The organism is Embleya sp. NPDC005575 (assembly GCF_040605455.1).
Lineage (GTDB): Bacteria > Actinomycetota > Actinomycetes > Streptomycetales > Streptomycetaceae > Embleya.
Map to the genome: position 1 here is coordinate 37751 of NZ_JBEXCV010000020.1, position 13570 is coordinate 51320.

9 protein-coding genes and 1 pseudogene are annotated in these 13570 nt (G+C 72.1%); 5 read left to right on the plus strand and 5 right to left on the minus strand.

The features are described from left to right. Window positions 1-113 precede the first annotated feature (113 nt). The 3 genes from ABZS54_RS09745 to ABZS54_RS09755 all read right to left on the minus strand — a co-directional run bounded on the left by ABZS54_RS09745 (window position 114) and on the right by ABZS54_RS09755 (window position 6109). Window positions 114-2207: a SpoIIE family protein phosphatase gene (locus ABZS54_RS09745; RefSeq protein WP_355532891.1), complete on the minus strand. Its 2094-nt coding sequence runs from the start codon at window positions 2205-2207 to the stop codon at window positions 114-116. A gap of 303 nt (window positions 2208-2510) precedes the next feature. Next, the gene (locus tag ABZS54_RS09750; RefSeq protein WP_355532893.1) at window positions 2511-3560 is read right to left on the minus strand and encodes a twin-arginine translocation signal domain-containing protein; all 1050 of its coding nucleotides are present in this window, start codon (window positions 3558-3560) and stop codon (window positions 2511-2513) included. A 413-nt stretch (window positions 3561-3973) separates the two neighbouring features. Further along, entirely contained in the window at window positions 3974-6109 is a 2136-nt protein-coding gene (locus ABZS54_RS09755) for an MMPL family transporter (protein ID WP_355532895.1), read from the minus strand. 232 nt (window positions 6110-6341) lie between these two features. Here ABZS54_RS09755 and ABZS54_RS09760 point away from each other — a divergent pair, with 232 nt between their 5' ends. Further along, complete coding sequence (locus ABZS54_RS09760; RefSeq protein ID WP_355532897.1) at window positions 6342-6560, plus strand: hypothetical protein; 219 nt, start codon at window positions 6342-6344, stop codon at window positions 6558-6560. Between the two features lie 243 nt (window positions 6561-6803). Here the strand turns inward: ABZS54_RS09760 and ABZS54_RS09765 are convergent, their stop codons facing one another. Further along, window positions 6804-7025: a hypothetical protein gene (locus tag ABZS54_RS09765; protein WP_355532899.1), complete on the minus strand. Its 222-nt coding sequence runs from the start codon at window positions 7023-7025 to the stop codon at window positions 6804-6806. Between the two features lie 231 nt (window positions 7026-7256). Between ABZS54_RS09765 and ABZS54_RS09770 the strand changes: the two genes are divergently transcribed. Beyond that, a complete protein-coding gene (locus ABZS54_RS09770; protein WP_355532901.1) occupies window positions 7257-7667 on the plus strand; it encodes a hypothetical protein in 411 nt (136 codons plus the stop codon). Between the two features lie 334 nt (window positions 7668-8001). Then, on the plus strand, window positions 8002-8277 hold the full coding sequence (locus ABZS54_RS09775) for a hypothetical protein (protein ID WP_355532903.1): 276 nt from the start codon (window positions 8002-8004) through the stop codon (window positions 8275-8277). 50 nt (window positions 8278-8327) lie between these two features. On the opposite strand, the gene ABZS54_RS09780 is transcribed toward ABZS54_RS09775, so the two are convergent. Beyond that, a complete protein-coding gene (locus tag ABZS54_RS09780; protein ID WP_355532905.1) occupies window positions 8328-9608 on the minus strand; it encodes a serine hydrolase domain-containing protein in 1281 nt (426 codons plus the stop codon). 310 nt (window positions 9609-9918) lie between these two features. Between ABZS54_RS09780 and ABZS54_RS09785 the strand changes: the two are divergent. Together ABZS54_RS09785 and ABZS54_RS09790 are read left to right on the plus strand one after the other, a co-directional pair. After that, window positions 9919-10539: pseudogene (locus tag ABZS54_RS09785) on the plus strand (epoxide hydrolase); the annotation flags it as partial. A 586-nt stretch (window positions 10540-11125) separates the two neighbouring features. Beyond that, complete coding sequence (locus ABZS54_RS09790) at window positions 11126-13489, plus strand: phosphoketolase family protein (protein WP_355532907.1); 2364 nt, start codon at window positions 11126-11128, stop codon at window positions 13487-13489. Window positions 13490-13570: the final 81 nt, after the last annotated feature.

Genomic DNA, 13570 nt, shown 5'->3' on the forward strand with positions numbered 1-13570 from the left:
GGGTCGTCACACACAAGGGAAGTTTCGAAAATTCGATGTGATCGTTCCGAATCTCGAACAGGAGGTCGGGGCCGGGCCGGCTCGCGACACGGCGTCCGGGGTCGGCCGAGGTCTCACACGTCCGCGACCGGCGAGGTCTCCTGCTCGGCCCAGATCGTCTTGCCGCTCTGCTGATAGCGGCTCCCCCAGCGGCGGGTGAGCTGCGCCACCAGGAACAGCCCGCGCCCGCCCTCGTCGGTGGAGCGGGCGCGGCGCAGGCGCGGTTGGGTGTTGCTGGGGTCGGAGACCTCACAGATCAGCACGTCCCGGCCGCGGACCAGCCGCACGGTGACCGGGCCGTGTTCGCCGTAGCGGATGGCGTTGGTGACCAGTTCGCTGACGACCAGTTCGGTGGTGGACACGAGGTGGTCCAGGTCCCAGGCGCCGAGTTGCGCGGTCGTCAGCTCGCGGGCCCGGGCCACCTGCTCCGGATCGGCGGGCAACTCCCAGAGCACGCTGTCCCGGTCGGACAGCGGGCGCACCCGGGCCAGGAGCAGGGTGGTGTCGTCGTGACGTGATCCGTCCGTCGCGGCGTCGAGCAGTTCGCGCCCGACCACGCCCAGGTCCCGGTGGGCGAGGTCGCTGTGTTCGAGGCGATCGAGGAGGCGTCGCATGCCGGCGGCGAGATCGTGGTCGGGGCCGGAGACCAGGCCGTCGCTGTACAGGATCAGGACGCTGCCCGGCGCCAGGTCGATCTCGGCGATCTCGAACGGCATGCCGCCGACCCCCAACGGCGGGCCGGCCTCCAACTCCACGAAGTGGGCGCGTCCGTCGGGTTGCAGGACCGCCGGCGGCGGATGCCCGGCCGAGGCCATCCGGCAGCGGCTGGTGACGGGGTCGTATTCCGCGTACAGACACGTGGCGCCGGCCACGTCGGCGGCGGCGCCAGGTCGGTTCGGGAAGCGCTGGACCAGGTCGTCCACGTGGGTCAGCAACTCGTCCGGGGGCAGGTCCATGTCGGCGAGCGCCTGAACGGCGGTGCGCAGGCGGCCCATCGTCGCGCTGGCCTGGAGTCCGTGCCCGGCCACGTCGCCGAGCACGAAGGCCAAGCGCAGCGAGGACAGCGGAATCATGTCGTACCAGTCGCCGCCGAGCCCGGCCGCGGAGGAGGTGGGCAGATAGGCGGCGAAGGTCTCGGCAGCCGGTTCGTCGGCGCTCTCCTCGGGCAGGAGGCTGCGTTGCAGGGCGAGCGCGAGGTTGCGTTCGCGGGTGTAGCGGCGGGCGTTGTCCACGCTCAGCGCGGCGCGCGAGGCGATCTCCTCGAGCAGGCGGGCATCGCCCTCGTCGAAGGGTTCCCGGCGGTCGGTGCGCCACAGTTGCACGCTGCCGAGCACGTGGCCGCGCGCGAACAGCGGTACGGCCAACAGGCTGTGGGCGTTCTCCGGCACGACACCCATGTCCACGGCGTCGGCGGGGAGCACCGCGAGTCGCGGGATCAGCAGGGTGGCCCCGCTCTCCATGGCCCGGATCTCCGGGATGTCGGGCGGAACGGGCAGCCGTTCGCCGACCTGGACCAGTGCCGCGGGCCATGCCTCGTCCGTGTGGGCCACCCCGGCGCGGACATCGGGCGTGTAGCCGGTCGCCGGGTCGACCGCGGGCTCCTCGCCGACCAGAACCGTCTCGGCGAGGTGCACGGCGGCGAAGTTCGCCAAGCGCGGCACCAGCAGGTCCGCGAGTTGTTGTGCGGTCTCCACGACGTCCAGGGATGCGCCGATGCTCCGGGCGGCTTCGCGGACCACGTCGAAGCGGGCTTCGGCGCGCACCAGTTCGGTCGTGTCGTTCATCGTGACGAGCAGGCCGAGCGTGCGTCCCGCCGTGCGCTCGACGCGCAGGATGCCGAGGCCCAGGTGTAGGGGCTTGCCGTTCGCGGCGCGCGCGGTGAGCAGTTGCCACCGCCGCAGGGCCGGACCCGCCGGGGACAGCGCCCCTTCGAGCGCGGGCACCAGAAGGTCGAGACCGAGGGTGGTGAAGGCGGCCCTCATGTCGTCCCCGCGGCTCATCGGGATGCGAGCGAAGCGTTCGGCGGACGCGTTGGTGGCGAGGATCCGAAGGTCGGCGTCCACAGCCGCGAGGAGCATCGCGCCCTGGTCGAAGACGGCGTGCGCCAAGGGGCCCGTCCACTCCGCGGGCAGCTCGAAGTCGGACGCGTCGTGACCGTCTTCCGCCACCCTTCCATCCCTCCGGACGCGAAGCGATTTGCCCAATATCTACCACTTGGGGCGGCCATCCACACGGGCCCGGACGGGCGGCCGACCGGCCGCACCGGACACCGGGGCGGCCCCCGGCCCCCGCCGGCGCAGGCGGTCGTCACTCATGCGTGGCGGGTGACCGGCGGCTGTGCCCGAAGGGCGGGCCCGGACACCGGTTCGGGGCCGCCGAATGGGACGCCCGGCGTGGTGCGAGGTACGGGGTTGTCCCCCACCACGCCGGAGTCTTCGCATCGGTTGTCCGCGAGGTGCTTCCGTCGCCCGTCAGATTCTCCGCAGGACGAAGGTGTCGCCGGGGGTGCCGGCGAGGAGAAGGTCTACCCGGCCGGAGAGTTGGTGGACGGTGTCGTCGGGGCCCGGGGTCAGGGCCGTGGGGACCGGATCGGGCGAGGGATGTACGGCGATCAGGTCGGCGGTGTGCCAGCCGTCGCGCGAGCGCAATTCGATCCACGCGTCGACCGGCCCGATGCCGCCGAGGCGGTTGCGGACACCGAGGAGCGTGCCGTCGGGGCGGGCGAGCAGACCGTCGAGGCCGACGAACACCTCCTCGGCTCCGCTCACCTGGACCCGGTGAACGGCCGTGGGATCGGCGATCGGCACGCGCCACAACGTGCCGTCGTCCGACTTGCCGATCAGCAGGTGCCCACCCGCCGGCCCCTGCTGCCAGGCGATGCCGTTCAGGCCGAAGCCACCGGGCGGCGGGGCCAGTCGGTCGTCCCGTACCAACACCGAGGCCGAACCGTCCGCCCCCACGCGGTAGACGATCGGCGCGAAGGAGTCCGTGACATACGCCGTCCCGTGCCGGTCCACGGCCACGTCGTTGGCGAAGTGCGGCTTCCCGTCACCGGCCACCGTCGCCAGGTCGACGTGGAACACCCGCTCCCCGGTGGCCAGGTGGTAGGCCCCCACACCGGCCAGCACACCCTGGGTCGCGGGAGACGAACGCACGCTCACCCCGAGGTCGGAGTTGGCCAGCAGCACCCGATCCCGGCGCACGTCGACATGGAGACCGGCCACCGACACCAGCACGTCCGGGTCGTCCACCAGGACCTCGATGCCGCCGTCCGGGTGTACGACCGCGACGGTGCCGTGGCGCAACGAGCCGACCAGGAACCGGCGACGCTCGGGATCCCAGGTCGCGCCTTCGGGGCACAGCGTGTCGGCATGTCCGTTCACCACGTCGGGATACGGTTCGGCGCCGAACGGCCCCGGTCGCAGCTGCGGTACGGCGGACGCGGATGGTACGCCGGTGGCCAGTACCGCGGCGGCGGCGGCAGCGGCGGTCAGTACGCCGCGTCGGGTGGGGTGGTCCATACGATTGCTCCTCGATGGGTGGAATCCTCGGGACCACGTGCCGGCCCGCCGCACGGCATCGCGCGTCGCGTGCCCGGACACCGACGACACCGACGTCGCCTCCGCCGCCCACCCGTCGCGGATCCGCCCTCCGGTTCGCCCGCCGCGATCCCGCATCTGCGCCCGGTCGGGCCGCGATGCGGGCGCAGGCGGATCGGCTCGTGGACGCGGCACGACCGGGACCGCGAGCCGGTACCCGGCCGGGCCGGCCCACCACCATGGGTTGCCCCGTCCGGTCTACCGCACGCGGCCGGCAGGTCCTGAGCGCGGAAGTCGCGCATCAGCCGGGCGTCGGCGCGGCCGTACCTGGTGGTCGGCGCCGGGCACCGCCGACCACCCGCGGGTCGGCCCGCCCCACCGCCCGGAGTTCGTCCTCACGGACGTCGGTGGGTGGGCGGCGCGTCCGCGGCTCGGGCACCTCTGCGCCACAGGGCGCTCGGCCACCACATGCGCTCGCGCAGGTCGAGGATCAGGGCGGTGACGACCACCGAGCGGACCACCAGGGTGTCCAGCAGGACACCGAGGGCCACCGCGAAACCGATTTCGGCGAATCCGACGATCGGCAGCGTGGCCAGCGCCGCGAAGGTGCCGGCCAGGACCAGGCCGGCCGAGGTGATCACACCGCCGGTCGCCGCGAGCCCGGTCAGCGCACCGGTGTGGGTGTCGGTGCGGATGCTTTCCTCGCGCACCCGCGTGGTCAGGAAGATGTTGTAGTCGATGCCCAGGGCGACCAGGAAGACGAAGACGAGCAGCGGGAACGAGGTGTCCTCGGCGGCGAAGTCGAACACGTGCCGAAACGCCAGTGCGCTGATGCCCAGCGCCGCGGTGTAGGACAACACCACGGTGGCGATCAGCACGACCGGTGCGACCAGGGCGCGCAGGAGCAGCGCCAGGATGACCAGCACGACCGCCAGGATGACCGGGATCAGCAGTTTCTCGTCGCGTACCGAGGCCCGGTTGCTGTCGAGTTGGGCCGCGGTGCCGCCGCCCACGAGCGCGTCGGCCTGCGGCACCGCGTGCACGGCGGTACGGGCGTCGTCGACGGTGTTCCGGGCCGCGCTGCTGTCGGCGGCGTCGACCAGCGTCGCCTCCAGGTACGACCGCCCGTCACGCTCCACCGGCACGCCCGGCGGCACCCGCACGCTGTCGGGCACCACGCCGGGCACCGCCGCCAGTGTCACGCGAACCGCGTCCACCGAACGGGTGTCGGCGACCACCTGGAGCGGTTGCCCGGTACCCGCCGGGAAGTAGCGTGCCTGGACCTCCTGGCCGACCACCGAGTCGGGCTTGTCGGTGAAGCTCTCGGCGGTGGTGAGGCCGGTGGCGTTCAGGGCCAACAGGCCCAGGGACAGCGCGGCCAGGACCGCCGAGGTGCCGATCCACACGGCGCGCGGCCGGCGGGCGATGCGCCGGCCGATCCGGGCCCACCGTCCGGTCTCGGTCGGTTCGGGCGAGCCCAGGTGCGGGATGACGGGCCAGAAGATCCACCGCCCGGCGATCAGCAGCACCGCCGGGAACAGGGTCAGCATCGCCAGCAGGGCCACCGCGACACCGATCGCGGCGACTGGCCCGAGGCCGTTGGTGGAGTTCATCTCGGCGGCGAGCAGGCAGAGCATGCTGAGGATCACCGTCGAGGCGCTGGCGATCACCGCAGGGCCGGCGCGGTGCAGGGCGAGCGCCATCGCCTCGTGCCGGTCCTCGTGTCGGCGCAGTTCCTCCCGGTAGCGGGCGACGAGCAGCAGCGCGTAGTCGGTGCCGGCGCCGAACACCAGGACGGTCAGGATGCCCGCGCTCTGCGCGTTGACCACCAGGGACGCGTGCCGGGCCAGTACGTAGATCACCGCCTGGGCGGCGAACAGTGCACCGACCACGCAGAAGACCGGGACCAGGAGCAGCGTCGGACTGCGGTAGGTGAGCAGCAAAATCACCACGACCACGCCCAGGGCCGCGAACAGCAGGGTTCCGTCGATGCCCTGGAACGCGTCGCTGCTGTCGGCGGCCACGCCGCCCGGCCCGGTGATGTGGGTTTCCAGTCCGGTGTCGGGGTGGGTGTCCACGATCGCGCGGATGTCGTCCACGGCATCGGCGATGCTGTTCCACCCGTTGTCACCGAAGGTGATCGGCACCAGGACCAGCGCGGCGCGTGGGGCGTTGGCGCGGTCGGGGACGGGGCCCTGCACCTGGGCGCCGACGATCCCGTGTTCGGTGAGGGTTCGCATGCGCGCGGCGTCGGCGGCGATCGTCGCGTCGTCGGCCGGGGTCAGGCCCGATTCACGGGCGTACACCACGACGGCCGTGACGTTTTGCGGCAGGAATGCCTTCGACTGGTCGACGACCTTGGTCGACTCGGCGTTGCCGGGCAACCACGCGGAGGCGTCGTTCTTCTCCGCGTCCATCAGCTTGCTCGCCGCCGGCACGGCAACGGCCAGCACCAGGATCCAGAGCACGAGAATGATCCACTTGGCGCGCCGGCCGCAGACCAGTCGCGCGACTCGCCCCGCTCCACCCATCCCCGACACCTCCACCGCTCGAACGTGTTCCGGCGTCGCCCGAGGACACTCTCCTCAGGATGGCATCGGGCACTGCATCGCGCGTCCGCTGGAACGGCACGTGGGCAGCGTGCGCGGTGATCGGGCCGCTCCGCCGACCGCTTCGGGTGATTCGAGCGGGCCGCCTCGGACGAGCGGGAGCGGGTGCCGACCGGGGTGGCCGAACGGGCCCGGGTGCGCGACCGTGGAAGCCATGAGCGACAAGGCGCACGGCCGCTTCGACCTCGTGGTCGAGGCGTATCGCCCGGGTGACTCGTACCGGCTGGTGATGCTCGCCGACGGCACCTACCGGCAACTGCACAGCCGCCGCGAGTTGGACGGCCTCGCCGCCCGGCTCGGTCTCGACCCGGCCGATCGGGACCGGGTGGCCTGGGAGGGCGGCGACGAGTGGCCGGCGGGCGACGCCGGGTGACGTACGTACTCCGAGGGTCTCCGGGTGGATGCGCGGCCGCGGCGGCCGCGTCCGAGGACTGCGGCCGCGGGGAAGGCCCGCTCTCGGGCTTCCTCCTCCGGGGCGTCGTCGTCCGGGGTTTCCTCGTCTCGGCTTTCTCGGCCGGGGCTTTCTCGGCTGGGGCTTTCTCGGCCGGGGCCGCCTCGTCTCGGGGATCGTCGCCGGGTCGACGCTCGGCGCGGACGGTGGGCGTATGCGTGCGGTTCAGATCGCCATCGGAGTGGTCTGGGCGCTGCTGATCAGCCACCCGTGCTCGGCATCCGGCTCACCCTCCGCGCCGGGCGCCCGGTCGGCGCCCGCATCGGGGTGCCGGACCAGGACGTAGGTCAGTTGTCCCATCCGGACGGGCAGTCGGCTGTCCGGGCCGTCGCGCAGCGGCGTGCACCGGTTGTCGAAGACGTGCTCGACGCAGGCCACGATCGCCACGTCGAAGCCGATGAAACGGATGTCGTGGCACTCGACCGCCGGAGCGCACGAGCGCCGGCGGGACCCGCGGCCACCGCACCCGGGTCGACCGGCCCCGCCGACTCGACGACGCCGCTTCGGCGGTCGCGTTCGAACGCGACCCGCCACGAACCGATCGACCCGGCGGAACCCGACACGCCGATCCACCTCTCGCCGTTCCACCCCTCGGCACCCCGAACAGGAAGACACCCGGTGGACGATCCGCAACGACAGCGCGACGTGGCCGCCATCCGGCGGCTGGTCGCACAGGTCGAGGAGTACCGAAACGATCCGCCCCGAACGCCATGGTGCCCCGGCACACGCCCGGCGGACGGCGCAGCGCGCGGTCCGGCCGGCCGCACCTTCCACGAGATCCTGGTGTTGATCGCCGCAGGTCAGGCGGTCAGCCCGGTCAACGCCCACGTGCGTCGGTGCTACACGCCTCCCGGCATCACGTTCCTGTCGATCCACGACGCGCCGCCCACCGAATGGGCGCTGGTGTGGGCCACCGCCGGCGACAACGCCCGGGTACGCGCGTTCGCCCGGACGGCACGCGCGCTCGGCGCCCGGGCGATCGGGGACGGTACCCCCGCCGAACCCGCGCAGCCCCGATGGGCCGAGTGACCGCTCGGACCCGCCCCGAGACCGATTTCACCCGCCCGAACCGGAATTCGTGGTCGATCCGCGTGGCGATCCGACCCGCCTCCGGCTACGCTTCGGCGGCCGTCGAAGGTGCCGGTGTGGGCCGGCCGGCCGCCGAACCCGATGCCCTCGTTTTCGTCTCGTTTGCGTATCGGACCGCACGGGGACTCCCGGCGTGCGGTGGACTCGAGGAAGCGGAACGGCTCGCCCTGCGGGCGTGTTCTTCGACGTGGGGATGGGGGAGGCAGTGACCGACGCCTGGGACCGTGAGTGTCTGGTGGAACACGGTTGTGCGCGGGTGGTGATACCGAGGGTCGTGGACGCATCCCTCGCGCATCGTCTGCGCAAGGACCTCGTGGCGCGGATCAACGCCCTGGGCGACGACGTCGACGAGGTGACGTTCGACCTGATGGACACGGAGGTACTGGACGAGGCGGGCGCGACGGCGATCGCATCCGCGTACCGGCACGCCTTCCTCCTCGGTCTGCGCCCCACCTGGCGGGCCGCAGCACCGGGCACGCGCGCCGCCCTGCTCGGGGCGGACGGCGAACTCCGCACCGGTGAGCACGCGTTGAACGCCCACCCCGGATAGCCGGGTGCGCTCCGTGCGTGCGCACCCGACCAGCCGTCCCGGGTCGGAGGCTACGAGTGCGACCCGGGGAAGACCTTCGCGAGGATGAGTTTGGTGAGTTCGTCGGCCGGGGCGTTGCCGTCGGGAGACTGGTTGAGGTTGGCCAGGACCACGATGGTCGCGCACGACTGCGGGTTGTATCCCACGAAGCTGTTGTAGCCGGGCAACTGCCCGTCGTGACCCAGGAACCCGGCGAAGTCGGCGATGGCGAGACCGTAGCCGGGCGCGCCCGGTGCGTCGGACGTGGGCACGAAGGTCAGCCGCTCGCGCTGGATCTCCGGGCTGAGCAGGGTGCCGGTGGCCAGCGCCGGGGCCCAGCGCAGCAGGTCGTCGACGGTGGAGACCGCGGCGCCGGCCGCCCAGGCCCACGAGGGGTTCGCGTCCGTGACGTCCTTGGGGTTGCCCGCTGACCAGTCGGCCCAGGCCGCGTCCTTGCCGGTGAGCACCGGCGCGGTCAGGCTCTCGACGTTGCCGATGAACTCGTAGCCGTGCGCATGCGGGAGGGGCAGCCCGGAGTCGTTCGGCAGGCTGCTCTCGGACATGCCGAGCGGGCGGAAGATGTGTTGTTCGAACAGCTCGGCGAGCGGGCGGCCGGTGAGCTTCTCGGCGATCAGTCCGAGCAGGACGGTGTTGGTGTTGGAGTAGTGGAACCCGCCTCCCGGCGGGAAGTACGACGGATGCCGGAACGCGATCGCCAACAGTTCGTCGGGGGTCCACGAGGTCTGCGGGCGCTCGTCCAGGGTGCGGTTGAAGTCGGGATCCTCGGTGTAATTGTACAGACCGCTGGTCATCTGAAGCAGCTGACGGATGGTGATGTGCTGCCCGTCGGGCACGTCCGGCCGGAATGCGGCCACCGGGTCCTCCAGCGACAACCGCCCCTCCTGGACGAGTTGCAGGATGATCGTCCCGGTGAAGGTCTTCGTGATGCTCCCGACCCGCATGTGGTCCGCGGTGCGCATGGGTGTCCCGTCGGCCAGGTTGCCGGTGCCCAGGGTCGTGGTCCACGTACCCCATTCGGGAGTGCGGATGGAGACGATCGCACCGGGCACGCGCAGCCGCTGCATCAGGGCGATCAGTTCGGGGGTCAGGGTCTCGGCGAAGGACGGGACCCGCTGTGCGGATCCGGCGGGTGCGTCCGATCGCACCGAGGTGCCCGGCGCCGGCGCTGCGGCCGTCAGGCTCAGCAGCGCCGCCACCGCCACTGCGGCGAGTCGGGCACGGCGCCGGGCCGACCCGGTGCGGTGCGGACGTCGTGCGGGGATCAGGAGCGGACGCGGCTGTCGGATTCGCACAAGGGGTCCGTTTCGTTCGGGAGCGAGGGAACCACAGATACCTCGCGCCTTCGACTCGCGGCCGATGTTGCGCCACCGGTGGGCGTGTTCGCGCCGGACCGGGCGACGTCGGGAGGTGGGAGCGAGTGGGGTCGCGGCCACGATCCGGTCGTCGTCGCGGTACGCGATCGCCCACGCCCGGTCGACCGGCGGCCGACCCGCCCGATGAGCGGATCAGCCCGCGCATCGAGCAACCGAGCCGTCCCGGGAACGCCTTCGCCGGCCGCTCCGCTTGCGATCCGGCGGTTGTCGCCGCGCTGGCATGCGTGCCATGTCGGATGCTCTGCCTCGTCCCGAGCCGTTCACCTCGCAGACGGCGCCCGCCGCGCTGGAGGATCTGCGGTCGCGGCTGCGTGCGACGCGCCGGCCGGACACGCCCGAGGAGGCCGGGTGGTCGCTCGGCACCGACCTCGACTACCTCCGCGAGCTCGTCGCCTACTGGGCGGACGGGTTCGACTGGCCCGCGCAGGAGGCGGCACTCGCCCGGCTCCCGTGCTTGCGTGTCCCGCTCGGCGGCCTCGGGATCCACTTCGTGCACGCCCGGGCCGTCGCGCCGAACGGGCCCGCGCTGCCGCTGGTGCTCGGCCACGGGTGGCCGGACTCGTTCTGGCGCTACACGAAGGTCGTTCCGCTCCTCACCGATCCCGGCGCGCACGGCGCCGATCCCGCCGACGCGTTCGACGTGGTCGTGCCCGACATGCCGGGCCACGGGTTTTCCGACCGTCCCACCGGCGCGGCGCTCGACGCGATCGCCGTCGCCGCCTTGTGGGCCGAACTCATGGACATCCTCGGCTATCCGCGCTTCGGCGCGTCCGGTGGCGACATCGGCAGCCACGTGAGCCGCTACCTCGCCCTCGACCACCCCGACCGGGTCGTGGCCGTGCACCGTTCGGCCCTCGCGGAGACGGTGGTCGAACCCGTCACCATCTTCCGTGCGTACCCATGATCGGTCCGGCCGTCGCACCCATCGCCCGGGGAAGCGGCCGGGCCCTCGACCACGACGCCTGTTGCTCTTCGCCCGGAGTGAACTCGCCGTCGCCGTCGCCGCGTTCCGGGCTCGCGTGCGGGGACCGAAACGACTTTGGCGGACGAGCCGAGGAGGCCCGCCCGCCCCGATCACACCACGCCGCCGGCGGCCGGCCGGCGAGGACCCGACGCCACACCGGTGCGATCAGAGGCCACGCCAGGATCAGCGCCGCCGCCGCGAGCCACGTGAATGCGTCGGCCTGCGCCCGGATCGCGATGGGGATCGGCGTGTAGTCGAGCAGCGCCCACGCCCCATCGACCGGACGATCCGTTCGGGACGGGGTGGTCGGGGCCGACGGTACAGGCGCTGCGGACGCGCTCGGCCGGCTCGGTGACGCGTATCCGCCCGGGAGGGCCCGGTCCCCATAGGGCCGTTCGGCCCTTCACTGTGCGCGTGAAGGGCGCGAGCGTGGGAACGAGGGCAGTTCCGACGTCCCACGAGAGGTAGACCGATGACGATGGCGATTCCCGAAAGTCCGGACCTGGCGACGGTCGACGCCTGGTGGCGGGCGGCGAACTACCTCGCGGTGGGCCAGATCTACCTCAGCGGCAACCCGCTCCTGACCGAACCGCTGCGCCCCGAGCACGTCAAGCCGCGCCTGCTCGGGCACTGGGGCACCTCCCCCGGCCTGAACCTGATCTACGCACACCTGAACCGGGTGATCCGCGAACGCGGCACCCATGCCCTGCACGTCACCGGCCCCGGGCACGGCGGCCCGTCCGCACTCGCCGCGTCGTGGCTGGACGGCACCTACAGCGAGCGCTATCCGAACGTCTCCAAGGACGCGGCCGGCATGGTCACGCTGTTCCGCCAGTTCTCCTATCCGGGCGGCGTGCCCAGCCACATCGCGCCCGGAGTGCCCGGCTCGATCCACGAGGGCGGCGAACTCGGCTACAGCCTCTCGCACGCCTTCGGCGCCGCGTTCGACAATCCGGACCTGGTCGTGGCGTGTGTGGTCGGCGACGGCGAGGCCGAGACCGGCCCGCTCGCCGCGTCCTGGCACGGCACCAAGTTCCTCAGCCCGCGCACCGACGGAGCGGTGTTGCCGATCCTGCACCTGAACGGCTGGAAGATCGCCAACCCGACGCTGCTCGCCCGCATGCCGCGCGCGGAACTGGACGCGCTGCTGACCGGGTACGGCTGGCGTGCGATCCATGTCGAGGGCGACGAACCCGCCCGCGTGCACGCCGCGTTCGCCGCCGCGCTGGAGGAAGCGCTGGATGAGATCGCCGAGTTCAAGGCGACCGCGCAGGGGCGCCCGAGGTGGCCGATGATCGTGCTGCGTACCCCCAAGGGCTGGACCGGACCGCACACCGTGGACGACGTGCCCGTCGAGGGCACGTGGCGCTCACATCAGGTCCCGCTGGCCGGGGTGCGCGAGAACCCGGAGCACCTGGCCCTGCTCGAGGCATGGATGCGCTCCTACCGCCCGGACGAACTCTTCGACCGAGGCGGCCGACCCACCCCGATCGTGCTCGCCAACGTGCCCACCGGCGACACGCGCCTGGGCGCGGTACCCGAGGCCAACGGCGGTACGGTGCTGCGGGATCTACCGCTGCCCGACCCGAACGCCTTCGCGGTCAAGGTCGTCGAACCCGGCGCCTCCTCGTCGGAACCCACCCGGGCGCTGGGCGAATACCTGCGCGAGGTCTTCGCCCGAACGGCAACTCGCCGCGACTTCCGCCTGTTCGGCCCCGACGAGACCGAGTCCAACCGACTCGGCGCGGTCTACGGCGCCACCGCCAAAGCCTGGCAGGAACCGGTCACCGACCTCGACACCCACCTGGCCCCGGACGGGCGGGTCGTGGAGATCCTGTCCGAACACACCTGCCAGGGCATGCTGGAGGGTTACCTCCTGACCGGGCGGCACGGCGTGTTCTCGTGCTACGAGGCGTTCACCCACATCGTGTCCTCGATGTTCAACCAGCACGCCAAGTGGCTGCACGCCTCGCGCGAGATCGGCTGGCGGCCCCCCATCGCATCGCTGAACTACCTGCTCACCTCCCACGTGTGGCGCCAGGACCAGAACGGCTTCTCGCACCAGGATCCCGGCTTCGTCGACAACGTGATCAACAAGCGGCCCGAGGTCGTCCGCGTCTACCTGCCGCCGGACACCAACACCCTGCTGTCGGTGGGCGATCACGTATTGCGCAGTCGCGGCCTGGTGAACGTGATCGTCGCCGGCAAGACGCCCAACCCGGACTGGCTGACCATGGACGAGGCGGTCCTGCACTGCACCCGCGGCGCCGGCGTCTGGGAGTGGGCCTCCAACGACGACGGCGACCCCGAGGTGGTCTTGGCCTGCGCCGGCGACGTACCCACGCTGGAGACGCTCGCCGCCGTCGATCTGATCCGCCGTCACCTGCCCGAACTGCGGGTGCGTGTGGTCAACGTGGTGGACCTGATGCGGCTGCTCCCGGAGAGCGAGCACCCGCACGGCATGCCCGACGCCGAGTACGACGCGCTGTTCGGCACCGACGTCCCGGTGATCTTCGCCTACCACGGCTACCCGTGGCTGATCCACCGCCTCGCCTACCGCCGGCACAACCACGAACACCTGCACGTGCGCGGATACAAGGAGTACGGCACCACGACGACCCCGTTCGACATGGTCGTGCTCAACGACATGGACCGCTACCAACGCGTGATCGACGTGATCGACCGCGTCCCCGGCCTGGGTGCGCGCGCCGCGTCGGTGCGCCAGAGCATGCTCGACGCCCGTACCCGACACCGCGCCTGGATCCTCGAACACGGCGAGGACATGCCCGAGGTCCGCGACTGGACCTGGTCGACGGACCCGCCCGGTCGCCACTGACGCGCGGGAAGCCGCGCCATCCGTTCACGCCGTCGTGTGCCGGCGCACGACGGGTGGCGCGTTTCCCGTTGGCGGATCGGC